The sequence below is a fragment of the Prauserella aidingensis genome, from assembly GCF_024171865.1.
In the GTDB taxonomy this organism is placed as follows: domain Bacteria; phylum Actinomycetota; class Actinomycetes; order Mycobacteriales; family Pseudonocardiaceae; genus Prauserella; species Prauserella aidingensis.
Map to the genome: position 1 here is coordinate 114,231 of NZ_JAMTCN010000011.1, position 17,982 is coordinate 132,212.

Genomic DNA, 17,982 nt, shown 5'->3' on the forward strand with positions numbered 1-17,982 from the left:
GGATCCGTCCCTCCCGCGGGCGAGGACGGTCCGCGTCCACCGCGCCACGCTCGGCACGCCGCGGACGGCGCTCCGCCGGAGCCTCCGCGTGCGCCCCGGCCCCGTCGCGCGCCGGGGCACGACCCCGCAGCCCGGCAGCACGAGCCGCGTCCGGGTCCGAACCACGGCGTGCACCCGGACGAACGTCCGACGCAGAGCTTCGACGTCGTCGACGAGGACCCGGTCGCCGACCCGTACGCAGTCGACTCGTACGCCGCGGATCCGTATGCCGCCGACCCGTACTACGACGACGGGTACGACGATGACGGCGTGGCTCGCTTCGACGACGGGTACGACGACGCGGCTCGCTACGACGAGTACGAGGACGTCGACCGCGACTATTACGACGACCATTACGACGACGGCTACGACGACGAGCGCGACGGCCACGGCGACGACGAGGACGACGACCGCGCGGAGCCGTCGTACATCCTCGGCGGCGACGACGGTGACGATCCGCCGCCGACGAAGCGGCGCCGCGGCCGGCGCGCCTTCCGATGGGTGGCGGCGCTCATGGTGCTGGCACTCCTCGCGGGCGGCGCCTACATCGGTGCGCGAGAACTGCTCGGCTTCGGGTACGAGGACTACGAGGGACCCGGCGACAAGGACGTCCTGCTGCACGTCGAACAGGGCGATTCGACGGGTGTCATCGCGTCGAAGCTGGCGAAACTCGACGCCGTGGCGAGCCCCGACGCGTTCGTCGAGGCGGCGAAGGACGACCAACGGGTGCTGGCGATCCAGCCCGGCTACTACGTGGTCAAGACCAAGGCCTCGGGCACCAGTGCGGTCGAGACACTCGTGGGTCCGGACGCCCAGGTGGGGCAGGCCGAGATCCGCGCGGGCACCCGGTTGGCCGACCGGGGCGGGGACAGCCCGAAGTCCGGTGTGCTGAGCCTGCTCTCCGAGGCGTCGTGCGCCGACCTCAACGGTGAGAGCACGTGCGTCAGCGTCGACGACATGCAGGAGACGGTCCGGACGACGGACCTGACGGAGCTGGGCGTGCCCGAGTGGGCTGCGAAACCGGCCCAGCAGAAGGGGCCGGAACACCGCCTCGAAGGTCTCATCACGCCGGGTATCTACAACGTCCGGCCGGGCTGGGATGCCCGCAAGCTGCTCACCGAGGTGCTGACGACGTCGGCGACGCGGCTGGAGGCTGCGGGCCTGCCGGACGCCGCGGAGGGAACGGGCCATTCGCCGTACGAGGTCCTGACCATCGCGTCGATCGTGCAGGTCGAAGGTGTGGAGGCCGACTTCGGCAAGATCGCCCGGGTGATCGAGAACCGGCTGAGCGCCGGGATGGCGCTGGAGATGGACTCCTCCATCAACTACGCGGTGAAGAATCCGACGATCCGCACGAAGGAAGATGCGCGGTACGAGGACGGCCCGCACAACACCTACACCCGGAAGGGCCTGCCCGCGACACCGCTGGGTGCGGCGAGCCAGAAGGCGATCGCCGCGGCGGAGTCCCCGCAGGAAGGTCCGTGGAAGTACTTCGTGCTGTGCGAGGAGAACGGTCTCTCGTGCTTCAGCGAGACGTATCCCCAGCACAGGAAGGAAGTCGATCGGGCCCAGAGCAAGGGGGTGTGGTGAGCGGAGGCGCACGCCGGGCCGCGGTGCTCGGCAGGCCCGTCGACCATTCGCTCTCGCCCGTACTCCACGGTGCGGCGTACCGGGCGCTGGACCTGCCCGGCTGGACCTACGAGCGCATCGACATGGACGACGCCGGGCTGCCCGCGTTCGTCGACGGTCTCGGCCCGGAGTGGGCCGGATTGTCGGTGACCATGCCCGGGAAACGCGCGGCGCTGGCGCACGCGGTGGAGGCCACGCCGCGGGCGCGTGCCGTGGGCGCGGCCAACACGCTCGTCCCCGGCGACGGCGGGTGGCGGGCCGACTGCACCGACGTCGACGGCGTCGTCGGCGCCCTGCGGTGTGCGGGCGGGTTCACCGGCGGCGGCCGGGCGGTGGTGATCGGCGCGGGCGGCACGGCCGCGGCCGTGGTCGTGGCCGCGGCGGAGCTGGACCTGACCTCGGTCGCGCTGGTCGTGCGGGAACCGGCGAGGGCCGCGGAGACGATCGAGGCCGCGCGGCGCGTGGGACTCGACGTCGAGGTGCTGCGCTGGGCGGACGTCGACGTCGCCGCCCTCGCCGCCGGCGCGGACCTGCTGGTCAGCACCGTGCCGTCCGAGGCACTGACCGCCGACCTCGACGCGCTGGCCGGAGTGCCGTGCGCGCTCGACGTCATCTACCACCCGTGGCCGACCCCGTTGGCACAGGCCGTGACGGCGCGTGGCGGCCGTGTCGCGACCGGTCTGGACATGCTGTTGCACCAGGCGTTCGGCCAGGTGGAACAGTTCACCGGCCGCGCGGCTCCCCGCGAGGCGATGCGCGACGCGTTGCGCGAGGCCACCGGCGGCGAGGTCCCGCTGCCGCTCGACTGAGCTTCCGCCCGCCGCCCGGTGCGGACGGTGGACGCTCGTTTCTTGAAGGACGCCCGGAATTCACCCGTCACTCGTAAGGTGGGGCGCGACTTCCGGGAGGTAACTGTGCGTCGATCGCGTTGGCTGTCAGGGTTCGTCGGTGTGGCCGCATCGGCAGGACTGGTCGTGTCGTCCGTTCCGGCGATGGCCGATCCCGGCCCGGGTCGGGGAGGTCCCGAGAACGTACGGTTCGCGACCTTCAACGCGTCGCTGAACCGTGCGACCGAGGGGCAGCTGCTGCGGGACCTGTCCACCGGCGACGACGAACAGGCACGCAAGGTCGCCGAGGTCGTCCAGCGCAACCGGCCCGACGTGCTGCTGCTGAACGAGTTCGACCACGTCCCGGGCGGTGCCGCGGCCGATGCGTTCCGCGAGAACTACCTCGAGGTGGGCCAGAACGGCGCCGCGCCGATCGACTATCCGCACGCCTACACCGCACCGGTCAACACCGGCGTGCCCACGGGCTTCGACCTCAACCGGGACGGCGAGACCGGCGGCCCCGACGACGCGCACGGCTTCGGCGACTTCGAAGGCCAGTACGGAATGCTGGTGCTGTCGAAACACCCGATCGACACCGCCGCCGTGCGCACGTTCCAGAAGTTCCGCTGGAAGGACATGCCCGGCGCGACGCTGCCCGACGACCCGGCCACACCCGAGGACGGCGACTGGTACTCCGACGAGATTCTCGACGTCCTGCGGCTGTCGTCGAAGTCGCACTGGGACGTGCCGATCGAGGTCGGCGGCCGCACCGTGCACTTCCTCACCGCGCACCCCACCCCGCCGAGCTTCGACGGCGAAGAGGACCGCAACGGCACCCGCAACCACGACGAAATCCGCTTCTGGGCGGACTACGTGACCCCGGGGAAGGGCCGCTACATCTACGACGACGCGGGCGGCCGCGGTGGTCTGAAGCCCGGGGAGCGGTTCGTCGTCGCGGGCGACTACAACGCCGACCCGTACGACGGCGACAGCGTCGACGCCGCGGCCACGCAACTGCTCGACGCGCCGCTCGTGCGCGACACCCGGCCCGCCAGTGAGGGCGCCGTCGTGGCCGCCGACCAGCAGGGCGGCGCCAACGACGAGCACATCGGCCCCGCACGGCTCGACACCGCCGACTTCGCCGACGAATCACCCGGAAACCTGCGGGTCGACTACGTGCTGCCGTCCCGTGGGCTGATTCCCCACCACGACGGCGTGTTCTGGCCGGAGCCGGGCAGCGCACTGGCCCGGCTGAACGACACGTCCGACCACCACCTGGTCCACGTCGACGTGTTCGTGCCCTGATCCGCGGGAGCACATCGGCCGCGGCAGGCGCGTGGGTGGCGGCAGCCGTGGGTGCGCGTCACTCGGTCTCCCGCCGCGCAGGCGTTAGCGTGTGGGCATGAAGATCGCGATTCTCGACGACTATCAGAACATCGCGCGCGAGCTGGCCGACTGGGACTCGCTCGGCGCCGAGGTGGACGTACTGACCGAGCACCTCGCCGATCCGGACGCCCTGGTGGAGCGGCTCGCCGGGTGCGAGGTCGTGGTCGCCATGCGCGAGCGCACCGGGTTGCCCGGTGACGTGCTGCGGCGACTGCCGGACCTGCGGCTGATCGTCAGTCTCGGTGGTGCGCGAAATCCGGCGATCGACCTCAAGGCCGCCGACGAACTCGGCATCGTCGTGTCGCACACCGGCTACCTGCCCCACCCGACCGCCGAGCACACGTGGGCGCTGATCCTCGCGGCGATGCGCGGGATCCCGGACGAGACGCGGTCCGTACGCGACGGCGGCTGGCAGACGTCGGTCGGCCGCAGCCTGCAGGGAGCCACACTGGGCATCATCGGTCTGGGCAGGCTCGGCGGCCGTGTCGCGCGGATCGGCCAGGCCTTCGGGATGCGCACCATCGCGTGGAGCACGAACCTCACCCAGGAGAAGGCCGACGAGCACGACGTCCTCGCCGTCCCGAAGGAGCAACTGCTGACCGAGTCCGACGTCGTGACGATCCACCAGGTGCTCAGCGCGCGCACCCGGGGCCTCGTCGGCGCGCCGGAACTGGCCGCGATGAAGCCGGACGCGTGGCTGGTCAACACCTCACGCGGGCCGATCGTCGACGAGGCCGCGCTGCTCGACGCGCTGCGCGAGCGCCGTATCGGCGGTGCCGCACTCGACGTCTACGACACCGAGCCGCTGCCCGCCGACCATCCGTTGCGGAGCGTGCCGAACACCGTGCTCACCCCGCACATCGGCTACGTCGTGCGCGACCTGTACGAGGTGTTCTACCGCGACGCGGTCGCCGACATCGCCGCGTACCAGGCCGGTGAGCCGATTCGGGTGATGTCGCCGTAGTCCACGGTCGTGGTGCCGGAGGGCCCCGCGGGCTCAGAGGTCGGCGAGCACCGCGTCGGTGAACGCAGGCCAGGCCTCGACGGCCCACGGCCCGAAGTCCCGGTCGGTCAGCGCGATACACGCCGCGCCCGCGTCCGGGTCGACCCACAGGAACGTGCCGGACTGTCCGAAGTGGCCGAAGGTGCGCGGCGAGCTGTTCGCCCCCGTCCAGTGCGGACTCTTGCCGTCGCGGAGCTCGAAGCCGAGGCCCCAGTCGTTCGGCTTCTGGTGCCCCAGGCCGGGTAGGACGCCGTTGAGGCCGGGGAACTGCACCTGCGTCGCCTCGTCCAGAGTGGACCGGGCGATGAGCTTCGGGGTGAACAGTTCCGCGGCGAACCGGGTGAGGTCGTCCACTGTGGAGTCGGCGCCCGCGCCCGGCGAACCGGTGAGCGTCGTCGACGTCATCCCGAGCGGGGTGAGTACGCCCTCGGTCAGGTACTCGCCGAACGGGATGCCGGAGTGCTCGGCCAGTGCGTCGGCGAGCTGTTCGTAGCCGGAGCTGGAGTAGAGCCTGCGCTCGCCGGGCGGCGCCTGCACCTTGTGCTCGTTGAACGCCAGTCCCGCGGTGTGCGCCAGCAGATGCCGGATCGTCGCGCCCTCGGGCCCGGCGGGCGTGTCGAGCTCGACGGCACCCTCCTCGACGGCCACCAGCGCGGCGTAGGCGGTGAGCAGCTTCGTCACCGACGCGAGCGGGAACACGCGCGCCGTGTCGCCGTGGGTGGCGCGCACGGTGCCGTCCGCGCCGACGACCGCCGCCGCCGCATGGGGCACCGGCCACTGTTCGATCAACCGCAGGCTGTCCATGCGCACCACCCTAGGCAGGCGGGCCGGGTCGGGGCCGGGAGGGTTCGGGCGTGTCCACCCCACGGCGGGCGGGAGGGGTCCGGCGCCGGAGCGCGCCGACGCCGGACCCCGCGTGTGCGTCAGGTGCCCGTGCCTCCCGCGGAGCCTCCCGCGCCGCCCGCGGACTCCGGACCCGTCTGCGCCGAGGCGTCCGCAGCGGTCCCGGCGTCGGCCTTCGACGGTGCCTCCGAGTCGTCGGCGCCGTCGGTGTCGTCCTCGCGGCCCGGTGTGCGCAGGTTCCACTTGGTGATCACCCAGCGGAACACGACGTAGTAGATCGCCGCGTACACCAGGCCGATCGGGATCAGCAGCCACGCCTTGTTCGCCGCCGGGGCGGTCATGTTGAGCAGGAAGTCGATCCCGCCCGCGGAGAACCCGAAGCCCAGATGGATGTCGAGGGCGTTCGCGAGCATCATCGACGTGCCGGTCAGCACCGCGTGGATCAGGTACAGCGGCCACGCCACGAACATGAACGCGAACTCGATCGGCTCGGTGATGCCGGTGAGGAACGCGGTCAGGGCCGAGGAGAGCATCACGCCGCCGACGAGCTTCTTCTGGCTCGGCTTGGCCGTCTGCCAGATCGCCAGCGCCGCCGCGGGCAGGGCGAACATGAAGATCGGGAAGAAGCCGGTCATGAAGGCGCCGGCGTTCGGATCGCCCGCGAAGAAGTTGTTGATGTCGCCGCCGTCGAAGACGAACCACAGCGGCACGTTGAGCAGCTGGTGCAGGCCGACCGGGATCAGCAGCCGGTTCAGCATGCCGTAGAGGCCGCCGCCGATGACGGCGTCGCTCGTCGCGGCCTCGCCCGCCGCCTGGATGCCCGCGTCGATGACCGGGAACGCCAGGCCGAACACCACGCCGAGCAGCAGCAGCGCGACCGAGTTGACGATGGGCACGAACCGGCGGCCGCCGAAGAACGCCAGGTACTGCGGCAGTTTCACCCGGTAGAAGCGTTGCCACAGCACCGCGGTCACCAGGCCGACGACGATGCCGGAGAGCACGCTGTAGGGCCACTTGATCGGTTGGAGGAGCCATTCGGTGTGCTCGACCATGCCGTCGGGTGTCTGCTCGTAGTACCCCTCGATCTCCTCGATCGGGGCGAACACCTGCACGACCTTGCTGAACACCACGAAGCCGACGACGGCGGCCACACCGGTGGAGCCGTCGCCCTTGCGTGCGAAGCCGACGGCGATACCGACCGCGAACAGCAGCGGCAGCCAGTCGAACAGTCCGCCACCGGCGGCGACGAAGACGTCGGCGATGCCGGACGTGGCGTCCCAGCGGCCGAGCATGTCGGCTTGGCCGAGACGGTTCAGCAGCGCGGCCGCGGGCAGCGTGGCGATGGGCAGCATGAGACTGCGCCCGAACCGCTGCAGGCCGGCCAGGCCTCTGCGGTTGCCCTGCGCTCGATCGCTCATGAGCGTCCTTCCGGTGGATACGTGTTCGGCGGGTTCGTGTTGTCGGGCGTGCGCTGGTCGCGGATGCGACCGCGGGAGGTGCGACCGGCAAGACTAGCGGGAATCGGGCACTCACCGCGGCGATTCGCGAACGCCGCGCCGAATCCGGTCACGGTGATAGATTCCGGTCTAGACCACTCGGTCGAGGAGCGAGAATGCTCCGTCGCCCGACCGGGTGTCAACCCGCTACTGTTCGTTCCGAGACGGCGCCGGCCGCGGCGGGGCCGCAAGGCACCCGGCGCGGCGACACAGCGGCATCGGCAAAACGACGGAACGACGGAACGACGGAACCGGAACGACGGAACACGGCAGGACGGAACAGGAGGCCGCGATGGCGGACGAGAGGCCGGGGCAGATCCTGGCGGCCCTGGGCGGCGCGGACAACGTCGTCGAGATCGAAGGGTGCATCACGCGGTTGCGGTGCGAACTCGAGGACGGCTCCGTCGTCGACGAGGCGGCGCTGAAGCAGGCGGGTGCGCACGGCGTCATGAAGAGCGGCGCGGTCGTGCAGGTCGTGGTCGGCCCCGAGGCCGACGCGATCGCCGAGGACATCCAGGACCTGTTGTGACGGGCGCGGCGCGCGTCGTGTGCAGCCCGGTCGGCGGCACGGTGACGGCGCTGGCGGACGTGCCGGACCCGGTGTTCTCCCAGGCGATGGTCGGCCCGGGGATCGCGGTGGAACCGCGTGACGGCCATGCCGACGCGGTGTCGCCGATCGACGGCACGCTGACCACCGTGCACGCGCACGCGTTCGTCGTCGCCGGTGACGACGGCGCGGCCGTGCTCGTGCACCTGGGTATCGACACGGTCAAACAGCAGGGCGAGGGCTTCACGCTGCACGTCGTCAAGGGCGAGCGGGTCCGGGCGGGGCAGCCGGTGGTCGGCTGGGACCCGGCGGCGGTGCGGGCGGCGGGTTACGCGCCGATCGTGCCGGTGATCGCGCTCGACGCGCAGCAGGAGGCCCTCCGGGCCGCCGAGACCGGCACGGAGGTCGCCGTCGGCGACGAACTGCTCACCTGGAACGACTGACCACACCCTCCCGCAATGGTCGTCGTGGGCGGCGGGCGCCTGGCGTGACGAGGCTGTGCGCGGGGGTGCGAACGGACCCCTCGTGGCGGTGGATGTCGCCTGCTCGAGTGGTGTTCGCCGCCGGGACGACAGGCGTGGCACCCCTCGTGCCACGACCGCTTGGATCCGCGAGCACCGCCGCACATCCTGCCGGGCGTGTGGTTGCAGGTGATGAGCACGAGCGCCGCCGGTCTCGCCGGTGCGGCGATCTCGGTGACGGCGTGCCGGTTGTCGGCCCGCGCCGCGCGGCCCGCCGTCGTACCCGCGGGCCCGTGCGCCGCGGTGACCGCGGGTTGCTGGGCGTGGCTGGGCTGGCGCTGGTCCACGGGCGGATTGCCGGGTTGGTGGCTGCCCGTGCCCCTGGCGGTCTTCGCCGTGGCGGCGCCGCTGGCGGCGGCCGACGTGCGGTACCGCAGGTTGCCGGACCTCCTCACCGCCGCTGTCGCGGTCCTCGTCGGCGTCGCCGTCGTGGCGAGCGCCGTCTCGGTAGGCATGGACGCGGTGGACACGGCGGCGGTGGACGCAGTGGCTGTGGACACGGCGGCGGTGGACACGGTGGCGGTGGACCCGACGACCGCTGACGCGGTGGCGCCGGGCGCGCCCGGCGCGGCGGAACCGGGTACGGGTGCCGCTTCGGGGCTGGTCGTACGCGGCGTCGCCGGTGCGGTCGTCTTCGCGGGCGTGCACGCGGTGGTCCACAGGGCCTCGCCGCGGTCGCTGGGTGCGGGCGACGTCAAACTGGCCGTCGGACTCGGCGGCGCGACGGCGGCCGTGGGGTGGCCCGCGCTCGTGGTCTCCGCGGGCGTGGCCTCGCTGGTGACCCTCGTGGGCGCCGGCATCGTACGGTGGGCGACGCGCGGTCCTCCCGGACGCGGCGTGCCGCACGGGCCGGGGATGCTGCTCGGAGCCTGCCTGGTCGTGGCCTTTCCGGGCGCCGGACTCGACGCCGTGGCGGAGGAGGCGGCCCTCGCGGTGGCGGTCCCCGGCATGGGCGGGGTCACGCCTGGTCCCGGGTAGCTGCGGTCACGTCGCTGCGGCGTGACAGGATCGGCGGTGTGTTGCGCTGGATAACCGCAGGTGAGTCCCACGGCCCGGGCCTGTCCGCGATCCTCGAGGGCATGGTCGCGGGCGTCGAGATCACGACGTCCGACATCGGCGAGCAGCTCGCCCGCAGGAGGCTCGGTTTCGGCCGGAGTCCGCGGATGGGTTTCGAGACCGACCAGGTCGAGTTCGTCGGCGGAGTCCGCCACGGCACGACCCAGGGTGGTCCGATCGCCGTGCAGATCGACAACTCCGAGTGGCCCAAGTGGGAGAAGGTCATGTCGGCCGACCCGGTCGACCCGGCGGAGCTGGACGGGCTCGCCCGGAACGAGGCCCTGACCCGGCCGCGGCCCGGCCACGCGGATCTGCCGGGCATGCAGAAGTACGGCTTCCCGGAGGCGCGGCCGGTGCTCGAACGCGCCAGCGCCCGTGAGACGGCTTCCCGCACCGCGCTCGGCACCGTCGCGCGGGCCTTCCTGCGGCAGCTGCTCGGCGCCGAGGTGGTCAGCCACGTCGTGTCGATCGGCGGGGCGGAGGCGCCCGAGGGGCCGCTGCCGCAGCCCGGCGACCTCGCCGCGATCGACGAGAGCCCCGTGCGGGCGTTCGGCGAGGCCGCGACCGACGCGATGGTCGCCGAGGTCGATGCGGTGCGGAAGGCGGGTGACACCGTCGGCGGCGTCATCGAGGTCATCGTCCACGGACTGCCGCCGGGACTCGGCTCGCACGTCCACTGGGACCGCAGGCTCGACGCGAAGCTCGCGGGCGCGCTCATGGGCGTGCAGGCGATGAAGGGCGTCGAGGTGGGCGACGGCTTCACCACCGCGCACCGGTGGGGCAGCCAGGCACACGACGAGATCGACCCCGGCGACGGCCCGACCGGCGTGACCCGTCGGTCCAACCGGGCGGGCGGGCTCGAAGGCGGCATCACCAACGGCGAGCCTCTCCGGGTCCGGGTGGCCATGAAGCCGATCTCCACCGTGCCCAGGGCACTGTCCACCGTGGACGTGGAGACCGGGGAGCCTGCCGTCGCGATCCACCAGCGCTCCGACGTGTGCGCCGTGCCGCGCGCCGGGGTGGTCCTGGAGTCGGTCGTCGCCCTCGTGGTGGCCGACGCCGCGCTGGAGAAGTTCGGGGGCGACTCACTCGCCGAGTCCCGGCGCAACGCCGACGGCTACCTCGCAGAGCTGGCCGAGCGGTGGCAGCGCGGCGGCGCGGAATGACGGCGAACGGAGTGACGGCGATGCAGGGACCGGTCGTCGTGGTGGGCCCGCCCGGATCGGGCAAGAGCACGGTCGGACGACTGCTCGCCGAGCGGCTCGGCGTCGCGTTCCGGGACGCCGACGCCGACATCGAGGCCGACGAGGGACGTGCGATCAGCGACATCTTCGCCGAGGACGGCGAGCCGGTGTTCCGGGAGATCGAGGAACGCACCATCGCGCGGACCCTTGCCGAGCACGACGGCGTCTACGCCCTGGGCGGCGGCGCGGTGCTGGCCGAGGGGACGCGGCGCAGGCTCGCGGGCCACACCGTCGTGTTCCTGTCCGTCGGCATGGCGGAGGGGGTGCGGCGCACGGGGCTGTCGAGCGCCCGTCCGCTGCTGACGGGCGTCAACCCGCGGGCCACGTACAAGGCGCTGCTGGACGAGCGGTTGCCCGTCTACCGGGGGGTCGCGACCTGCGAGGTCGACACCGACGACCGCGCCCCGGACGACATCGTCGCCGAGGTGATCGAGCGCCTCGATCCGGACAGCGGCGCTCCGGCACACACGGCGACCCGACGAACATGGTGAGGAGCAGGGAATGACCAGCGAACCGGTCCGCATCGAGGTCCGCACTGCACGGCCGTACGAGGTCATGGTGGGCCGCGGACTGCTCGGGGAGCTCACGCAGGCCGTCGGCGACGCGTCGACGGTCGCGCTGATCCACCCGCCGTCGCTGACCACGACCGCCGAGGCCGTCCGCGCCGAACTCGCCGAGGCGGGCCTGGACGCCCACCGCGTCGAGATCCCCGACGCCGAGGACGGCAAGGCACTCAAGGTCGCCGACTTCCTGTGGGACGTGTTCGGGCAGATGGGGCTCGACCGCCGCGGCGTCGTCGTCGGACTGGGCGGCGGCGCCGTCACCGACGTGGCGGGTTTCGTCGCGGGCACGTGGATGCGTGGCGTGAAGCTGGTGAACGTGCCGACGACGCTGCTCGGCATGGTCGACGCCGCCATCGGGGGCAAGACCGGCATCAACACCGAGGCGGGCAAGAACCTGGTCGGTGTGTTCCACGAGCCGTCGACCGTGCTCGCCGACCTCGCCACCCTGGACACGCTTCCGCCGAACGAACTCGTCGCAGGCATGGCCGAGATCGTCAAGGCCGGGTTCATCGCCGATCCGACCATCCTCGACCTCATCGAGGCCGACCCGGCCGCGGCTGTCGACACCCAGGGCGAGGTGCTGGGGGAACTGGTGCGCCGGGCCATCCAGGTCAAGGCGGACGTCGTCGCCTCGGACCTGCGGGAGGCGGACCTGCGCGAGATCCTCAACTACGGCCACACCCTCGGCCACGCCGTCGAACGTCGCGAGCGCTACCGCTGGCGCCACGGCGCGGCGGTGAGCGTCGGACTCGTGTTCGCCGCCGAACTGGCCCGCCTCGCGGGCAGGCTCGACGACGAGACCGCCGACCGGCACGCCAGGGTGCTGCAGGCATTGGGCCTGCCGACCAGCTACGACGCCGACGCGTTGCCGCAGTTGCTGGAGAACATGCGCTCGGACAAGAAGACCCGCTCGGGCACGCTGCGGTTCGTGGTGCTCGACGGTCTCGCCAAGCCGGGCAGGCTCGACGGTCCGGACCCCGCGTTGCTGGCGGGCGCGTACTCGGTCGTGGCGGCCGACGAGGCCCCGGGCACCACCGGGAACGGAGGGCTGCTGCTGTGAGGGTCGTGGTGCTGAACGGGCCGAACCTCGGCAGGCTCGGCACCCGCGAACCCGGCGTGTACGGCGCGACGACCTACGCCGGACTGGTCGAGCTGTGCACGGCGACCGGCGCGGAGCAGGGGCTCGACGTGGACGTGCGGCAGACCGACCACGAAGGGGAGATGGTCGGCTGGCTGCACGAGGCCGCCGACCTGGGCGCCCCCGTGGTGCTGAACGCGGGCGCATGGACGCACTACTCGATCGCGGTGCGCGACGCCGCCGCGCAGCTGTCGGCACCACTGCTGGAGGTGCACATCTCCAACGTGCACCGGCGTGAGGAGTTCCGGCACCACAGCGTGCTGTCCGACATCGCGACGGGCGTGCTGGCGGGGTTTGGCGTCGACGGATACCGCCTCGCCCTCGAGTGGCTGGCGCGCCGCGCGGACCGATCCTCGTAGGATGACGGCCACGTCCCGCCACTACCGGGTGACGGTGGCCGTACACTGAGCGTCCGCGCGGCCCCGGCACAGGACGCGCCCGCTGCCGGGCGACGCGGGGCGTTCGGGGGAGACGTACGGGGAGGGACGGAGTTGGTCGGCGCGATGGAGCGGCCTCGAAGTCGGGACGGGCGCACGCGGAGCTCGCGCGTCCGGCGCACGAGGCCGGTCGCGGCCCTCGTCGTCGGCATGGCGCTCGTTGCCGCCTGCACCCCCAGCGACGCCGAGACCCGTGGCGGTGACGACGACACCCGCGCGTCGCGGTCTCCCCGGACCCCGGCGCAGCAGGAACAGGTGGCGCTGGAGGTCGACCGGAACCGCAAGAGCCGCGGCGCGGTCGCCTACGGCGGCGCGGACGCACCGTACAACTACGGCCCCACGGTGATGCGCGACGGCGACAAGACCCGCATGTGGTGGTGCAGCCAGTACGGCCGGGCCCGCCCGCCGGGCGACGACGTGCTGCACGCGCGGTCCGCCGGGCTCGACGGCCCGTTCCGCGCTCCCGGTGGCGGCATCCCCGAGGCGGTGTTGTCGGGCTCGCCCGGGTCGTTCGACGGCAAGCACACCTGCGATCCGTCGGTCGTCCGCGTGAACGGGATGTACTACATGTACTACACCGGCGCGGCGGGCAGTCACGATCACGGCAACGCCATCGGCCTGGCGACCAGCACGGACGGCCGCAGCTGGAAGCGCACCGGCACGCCGATCGTGCGGGCGTCGCACGACACGAAGCGGGACAACACCTACGGCGCTGGACAGCCCGCCGTGGTGCACGTCGACGGCTGGTTCTACCTCATGTTCACCGACACCACCGGTGAGGCGGCGGGCTGGAACGGCGCGGGCCAGTTCGTGCTGCGTGCCAAGGAACCGACGTTCTCGGGCGCCGTCGAGGCGCTCGGCCGTGACGGGTTCACCGCCGTCGACGGCACCGCGGCGACCCGGTCCCGGTCGGTCGTGGACGCCTTCAGCGCCGACCTGATGTGGATCGACGCGATGGACTCCTTCGGGATCGCGCACCAGACCGACAGCGGCACGACGATCACCTTCTGGAACCGGGACTTCTCGGCCCGGCCGTACGAACCCGTGGTGCTGCGGGTGCCGTGGAAGGAAGGCCCCGGGCTCGTCCGGAGCCCGGAGGGGCACGCCCTCGTGTCCCCCGAGGATCCGTGCGGCCGCGTCCCGATCGACGTCGTGCAGGCCACCCGCATCGGCCGGTCCGGTGCGCCGACCGGCCTGCGCCACTTCGGCGCCGACGCCCACGGGTTCGAGGGCTGTCGCACCGTGGCGGGTGCGCTCGCGGCACTCGACGGGTTCGCCGTGCCGTCCCCGGAGCGGACCATGGACGTGATCGCGGGCGGCCGCGTGCTGCGCGTGGAGCGGCGGTCGGTGGCCGAGGCACTCTCGTCACGGGTGCTCGAGCAGCGGTTGCCGATCCTCGACGAGGCGGAGGTCTCCGGGCGGCTGCCCGCGGAGGCGCCCGTGGTCGAGTCCCCCGAGGGTCGCGGCTTCCTCCTCGGCGACACGATCTGGCCGGTGACGGGTGCGTCGGCCGAGAACGCGTTCGCGGCGAACTCCTCCGAACCGGAGTCGATCAGCACCGAACAGTGGCGCACGCACACACTCGGACCCGTGCTCGGCTCCTGAACGACCCTGCTCGGCCACGGAACGACGCCGGTGGCGCTCCTGCAGCGGTCCTGCTGTCGCGCTCGGGTGGGCCGAGCCGGCGCCTCGGTTGCGTGGGGTTCAGCGGCCGGTGTCGTCGCCGTCCGCGGCGACGCGGTCGCCGCGACGGGCCCGCAGTCGGGGAGTGGGGCGCGGACGGCGGTCCGGCCGGGGTTTGGCGAGCAGGACGGTCTCGTTGCGCTCGTCGCGGCCCGCGGGAGTCGGCGCCGCGGAGCCTGCCGCGGGACTCTCCGCCGCGCCGGGCGTGTCCGCCGCGGCTGCAGCGCCGATCGCGGCTGCGGAGCCGGTCGCGCCGTCCCCGTCGTCGCCGTCCAGGTCGGACCCGGGCCGGGGGAGGCGGGAACCGACGACCAGCCCGAGCCCGGCGGGGACGAGCACCAGCAGCGCGGTGAACGCGGCCCCGCTCGTCAACGCGGCGCCGAGCTCGCTGACGCCGGTGCGGTCGACGAGCACGGCCTTGCCGACGACGCCGAGCACGCCCGCGGCCGGGCCGGCGACCAGGCCTGCGATGAACCAGGTGCGGCCGCCGTCGGGGCGGCGCGCCCAGCCGTCGAGCGCGCTCCACAGGGCGGCCGCGCCGACGAGCAGAGCGAGCGCGGCCGATCGGGCGAGCGTCGTCTCACCGGGCTGGAACACGGCGATCTTGGCGAGCGCGACCGTGGCGGCGGCATGCAGCACCGCCATGCCGAGCGCGCGGAGGACCCAGTGCGGCATCGGCCCACTGTAACGGCCACCGCCGCGTCGTCACCCGATCCGGGCTTAAGCTGTCCGCCGTGTCTGACTCGTCCTCCTACACCCACGCCGACGCGCACCGGCGCCGCCGCGGCGCACTCGCCGAGCTGCTGCAGACCGCGGAGCTCGACGCCCTGCTGGTCACCGATCTGCGCAACATCCGCTACCTGACCGGGTTCACCGGGTCGAACGCCGCGTTGCTGCTGCACGCGGGCGGAGAGGACGCCACGGTGTTCTGCACCGACGGCAGGTACACCACCCAGGCCGCCTCCGAGGTGCCGGACCTGACCACGGTCGTCGACCGCGCGAGCGCGCGTGCGCTGGCCCGGCGCGCGGCCTGCGACCCCACGCGGTACCGCCGTATGGGGTTCGAGAGCCAGTACGTCAGCGTCGAGGAGCACGCGACCCTCGACGAGGCGGCGGGCGACGTCGAGCTGCACCGCAGTCCGGGCCTGGTGGAACGGTTGCGCATGGTCAAGGACGAACTCGAGATCGACGCGCTGCGCCGGGCGTGCGCGGCGGCCGACCAGGCGCTCGCCGGGCTGCTCGCCGACGGTGGGCTGCGGCCCGGCCGCAGCGAACGCGAGGTCGCCCGCGACCTGGAGTCGCGCATGCTCGATCACGGGTCGGAGGGGCCCGCGTTCCCGTCGATCGTCGCGGCGGGCGCGCATTCGGCGATCCCGCACCACCGGCCGGGCGGCGCCGTCCTCGCCGCCGGTGACCTCGTCAAGCTCGATTTCGGGGCCACCGTCGACGGATACCACTCGGACATGACGCGCACCGTCGTGCTGGGACGGCCCGCCGCGTGGCAGCAGGAGCTCCACGACCTGGTGCTGGAGGCGCAGCGGTCCGGGGTCGCGGCGGCCGTTCCCGGGGCGTCCACCCCGGCGGTGGACGCCGCCGCACGGGACGTCATCGCCGGGGCGGGGCGCGGCGACGAGTTCCTGCACGGCCTCGGCCACGGTGTCGGACTGGAGGTTCACGAGGCTCCGAGCTTGGCCAAGACCGGCGACGGTACACTGGCTGCCGGTATGGCGGTCACCGTCGAGCCCGGCGTGTACGTCGCCGGCCGTGGTGGAGTCCGCATCGAGGACACACTCGTCGTGCGGGAGTCAGCTCCCGAGCTCCTCACCCTCAGCACGAAGGAACTCGTGGTCGTCTAAGCACGCGGCCCGACCCCGATACAGGAGAACTCACAGCAGTGGCCACCACCAACGACCTGAAGAACGGCATCGTCCTCAACCTGGACGGCCAGCTCTGGTCCGTCGTGAACTTCCAGCACGTCAAGCCGGGCAAGGGCGGCGCGTTCGTACGCACCACGCTCAAGAACGTGCTCTCCGGCAAGGTCGTGGACAAGACGTTCAACGCGGGCACGAAGGTCGAGACGGCGAACGTCGACCGCCGGACGATGACGTACCTGTACAACGACGGCACCGACTACGTGTTCATGGACGGCGAGACCTTCGACCAGGTCTCCGTGCCGCCGCAGACCGTCGGTGACGCCGCGAAGTTCATGCTGGAGAACAGCGAGGTGCAGGTCGCCCAGCACGAGGGTGAGACGCTGTACGTCGAGCTGCCCGCGTCTGCCGAGCTGACCATCGAGCACACCGACCCCGGCGTGCAGGGCGACCGCTCCACCGGCGGCACCAAGCCCGCGCAGCTGGAGACCGGTGCCGAGGTCCAGGTGCCGCTCTTCGTCAACCAGGGCGAGAAGATCAAGGTCGACACCCGTGACGGCCGCTACCTCGGCCGAGTGTGAGTACCGCGGTGAGCCCTGAATCGGAGTCCCGGCGCGGCGGCAGGATCGGCCGTCGCGCCGCCCGGCGCCGTGCGGTCGAACTGCTCTACGAAGCGGCCCAGCGTGAACTCGACCCCGCGGCCGTGCTGAAGGAGCACGCAGGCAGCCCGGACGTCGACATCGTCGGCGACTACACGTTCACCGTGGTCGAGGGCATGTCCGCGCATCAGGAGCGGGTCGACGAACTGCTCGCCGAGCACGCGCAGGGCTGGACGCTCGAGCGCATGCCACCGGTCGACGTGGCGATCCTGCGCGTGGGCGTCTACGAGATGCTCTGGTCCGCCGACGTGCCCGACGCCGTGGCGATCGACGAGGCGGTCGGTCTGGCGAAGGAACTGTCCACGGACGACTCGCCCCGGTTCGTCAACGGTGTGCTCGGCCGCATCGGCAACATCGCCGACCGGCTGCGCGCCGTGCTCTGAGGCGCACCTCCCACCGCGCAGCGGTCCACCACGCAGCGGCTGCTCCGGGCGGCAGCTGTCGACGACACCGCCTGGGCCGGGTGACGGCCGCAGGCGGTGTCGTCGCCTCAGTCCTCCTTGGAGGGACGGGCCTCGGGAGGAAGGACACCCCAGTCGATGAGCTGTTCGGTCAGCTCGCCGGGCGTCATGTCGTAGATGATCGCCAGCGACCGCAGGTCCTCGGTCCGGATGGACAGGACCTTGCCGTTGTAGTCGCCGCGCTGGCTCTGGATGGTCGCTGCGTAGCGCGCGAGCGGCCCGACCTTCTCCGCGGGCAGCTGCTGGAGCCGCTCGAGGTTGATGACGATCTTCGTCGCGGGTTCGGCGCCGGACGGCACACGGCCCTCGGGCAGGAGCTCGACCACGGGCACGCCGTAGAAGTCGGCCAGCTCGGCCAGCTTCTGGACGGTCACGGCACGGTCGCCCCGTTCGTAGGAGCCCACCACGACCGCCTTCCAGCGGCCGCCGGACTTCTGCTCGACTCCATGCAGGGACAGGCCCTGTTGCTGGCGGATGCCGCGGAGCTTCGCCCCGAGCGCCTTGGCGTAATCGCCCATGTGGTGGTTCTCCGTTTCCTTGCCCCGGATCGGCCCGGCTGACCGACAGGGAACTCGTGAG

The 17,982-nt window shown here is 72.4% G+C and carries 19 protein-coding genes; 15 read left to right on the forward strand and 4 right to left on the reverse strand.

Features of this window, described 5'->3' with window-relative positions; all coding sequences use genetic code 11:
- The first annotated feature begins 168 nt into the window (after positions 1 to 168).
- The 4 genes from LY13_RS13635 to LY13_RS13650 all read left to right on the forward strand — a co-directional run bounded on the left by LY13_RS13635 (position 169) and on the right by LY13_RS13650 (position 4,845).
- Positions 169 to 1,629 carry an endolytic transglycosylase MltG gene (locus LY13_RS13635; RefSeq protein WP_253828779.1) on the forward strand — a complete coding sequence of 487 codons (1,461 nt, stop codon included), beginning with the start codon at positions 169 to 171 and terminating at the stop codon, positions 1,627 to 1,629.
- Positions 1,623 to 2,477 carry a shikimate dehydrogenase gene (locus LY13_RS13640; protein WP_253828780.1) on the forward strand — a complete coding sequence of 285 codons (855 nt, stop codon included), beginning with the start codon at positions 1,623 to 1,625 and terminating at the stop codon, positions 2,475 to 2,477. Before LY13_RS13635 ends, LY13_RS13640 begins: the two co-directional genes overlap by 7 nt.
- 183 nt (positions 2,478 to 2,660) lie before the next feature.
- Entirely contained in the window at positions 2,661 to 3,800 is a 1,140-nt protein-coding gene (locus tag LY13_RS13645) for an endonuclease/exonuclease/phosphatase family protein (RefSeq protein WP_253828818.1), read from the forward strand.
- 97 nt (positions 3,801 to 3,897) lie between these two features.
- The gene (locus LY13_RS13650) at positions 3,898 to 4,845 is read left to right on the forward strand and encodes a D-2-hydroxyacid dehydrogenase family protein (RefSeq protein WP_253828781.1); all 948 of its coding nucleotides are present in this window, start codon (positions 3,898 to 3,900) and stop codon (positions 4,843 to 4,845) included.
- A 33-nt stretch (positions 4,846 to 4,878) separates the two neighbouring features.
- Here the strand turns inward: LY13_RS13650 and LY13_RS13655 are convergent, their stop codons facing one another.
- Positions 4,879 to 5,688 carry a serine hydrolase domain-containing protein gene (locus tag LY13_RS13655; protein WP_253828782.1) on the reverse strand — a complete coding sequence of 270 codons (810 nt, stop codon included), beginning with the start codon at positions 5,686 to 5,688 and terminating at the stop codon, positions 4,879 to 4,881.
- A 119-nt stretch (positions 5,689 to 5,807) separates the two neighbouring features.
- Entirely contained in the window at positions 5,808 to 7,145 is a 1,338-nt protein-coding gene (locus LY13_RS13660) for a PTS transporter subunit EIIC (protein WP_253828783.1), read from the reverse strand.
- Between the two features lie 214 nt (positions 7,146 to 7,359).
- Between LY13_RS13660 and LY13_RS25975 the strand changes: the two genes are divergently transcribed.
- The 8 genes from LY13_RS25975 to LY13_RS13700 all read left to right on the forward strand — a co-directional run bounded on the left by LY13_RS25975 (position 7,360) and on the right by LY13_RS13700 (position 14,334).
- Positions 7,360 to 7,752 carry a PTS sugar transporter subunit IIB gene (locus tag LY13_RS25975; RefSeq protein ID WP_308216329.1) on the forward strand — a complete coding sequence of 131 codons (393 nt, stop codon included), beginning with the start codon at positions 7,360 to 7,362 and terminating at the stop codon, positions 7,750 to 7,752.
- The gene (locus LY13_RS13670; protein WP_253828784.1) at positions 7,749 to 8,213 is read left to right on the forward strand and encodes a PTS sugar transporter subunit IIA; all 465 of its coding nucleotides are present in this window, start codon (positions 7,749 to 7,751) and stop codon (positions 8,211 to 8,213) included. Before LY13_RS25975 ends, LY13_RS13670 begins: the two co-directional genes overlap by 4 nt.
- A 210-nt stretch (positions 8,214 to 8,423) precedes the next feature.
- Positions 8,424 to 9,269 carry an A24 family peptidase gene (locus tag LY13_RS13675; RefSeq protein ID WP_253828785.1) on the forward strand — a complete coding sequence of 282 codons (846 nt, stop codon included), beginning with the start codon at positions 8,424 to 8,426 and terminating at the stop codon, positions 9,267 to 9,269.
- Positions 9,270 to 9,307: 38 nt separating this feature from the next.
- The gene (gene aroC, locus LY13_RS13680; protein WP_253828786.1) at positions 9,308 to 10,513 is read left to right on the forward strand and encodes a chorismate synthase; all 1,206 of its coding nucleotides are present in this window, start codon (positions 9,308 to 9,310) and stop codon (positions 10,511 to 10,513) included.
- On the forward strand, positions 10,510 to 11,082 hold the full coding sequence (locus tag LY13_RS13685; protein ID WP_253828787.1) for a shikimate kinase: 573 nt from the start codon (positions 10,510 to 10,512) through the stop codon (positions 11,080 to 11,082). Before aroC ends, LY13_RS13685 begins: the two co-directional genes overlap by 4 nt.
- A 10-nt stretch (positions 11,083 to 11,092) precedes the next feature.
- Positions 11,093 to 12,214, forward strand: coding sequence for a 3-dehydroquinate synthase (gene aroB, locus LY13_RS13690; protein WP_253828788.1), 1,122 nt, complete (start codon positions 11,093 to 11,095; stop codon positions 12,212 to 12,214).
- Positions 12,211 to 12,651 carry a type II 3-dehydroquinate dehydratase gene (gene aroQ / locus LY13_RS13695; RefSeq protein ID WP_253828789.1) on the forward strand — a complete coding sequence of 147 codons (441 nt, stop codon included), beginning with the start codon at positions 12,211 to 12,213 and terminating at the stop codon, positions 12,649 to 12,651. The genes aroB and aroQ overlap by 4 nt, the downstream gene beginning before the upstream one ends.
- A gap of 228 nt (positions 12,652 to 12,879) precedes the next feature.
- Complete coding sequence (locus LY13_RS13700) at positions 12,880 to 14,334, forward strand: family 43 glycosylhydrolase (RefSeq protein WP_253828790.1); 1,455 nt, start codon at positions 12,880 to 12,882, stop codon at positions 14,332 to 14,334.
- 99 nt (positions 14,335 to 14,433) lie between these two features.
- On the opposite strand, the gene LY13_RS25980 is transcribed toward LY13_RS13700, so the two are convergent.
- Complete coding sequence (locus LY13_RS25980; protein WP_308216330.1) at positions 14,434 to 15,087, reverse strand: B-4DMT family transporter; 654 nt, start codon at positions 15,085 to 15,087, stop codon at positions 14,434 to 14,436.
- A 59-nt stretch (positions 15,088 to 15,146) separates the two neighbouring features.
- Between LY13_RS25980 and LY13_RS13710 the strand changes: the two genes are divergently transcribed.
- The 3 genes from LY13_RS13710 to nusB are packed head-to-tail and all read left to right on the forward strand — an operon-like array spanning position 15,147 to position 17,325.
- A complete protein-coding gene (locus LY13_RS13710; RefSeq protein ID WP_253828791.1) occupies positions 15,147 to 16,268 on the forward strand; it encodes a M24 family metallopeptidase in 1,122 nt (373 codons plus the stop codon).
- Between the two features lie 38 nt (positions 16,269 to 16,306).
- The gene (efp, locus tag LY13_RS13715) at positions 16,307 to 16,864 is read left to right on the forward strand and encodes an elongation factor P (protein WP_253828792.1); all 558 of its coding nucleotides are present in this window, start codon (positions 16,307 to 16,309) and stop codon (positions 16,862 to 16,864) included.
- Positions 16,865 to 16,872: 8 nt separating this feature from the next.
- Complete coding sequence (gene nusB, locus LY13_RS13720) at positions 16,873 to 17,325, forward strand: transcription antitermination factor NusB (protein WP_253828793.1); 453 nt, start codon at positions 16,873 to 16,875, stop codon at positions 17,323 to 17,325.
- A 107-nt stretch (positions 17,326 to 17,432) separates the two neighbouring features.
- On the opposite strand, the gene bldD is transcribed toward nusB, so the two are convergent.
- Positions 17,433 to 17,921: a transcriptional regulator BldD gene (gene bldD / locus LY13_RS13725; RefSeq protein ID WP_003096372.1), complete on the reverse strand. Its 489-nt coding sequence runs from the start codon at positions 17,919 to 17,921 to the stop codon at positions 17,433 to 17,435.
- Positions 17,922 to 17,982 lie beyond the last annotated feature (61 nt).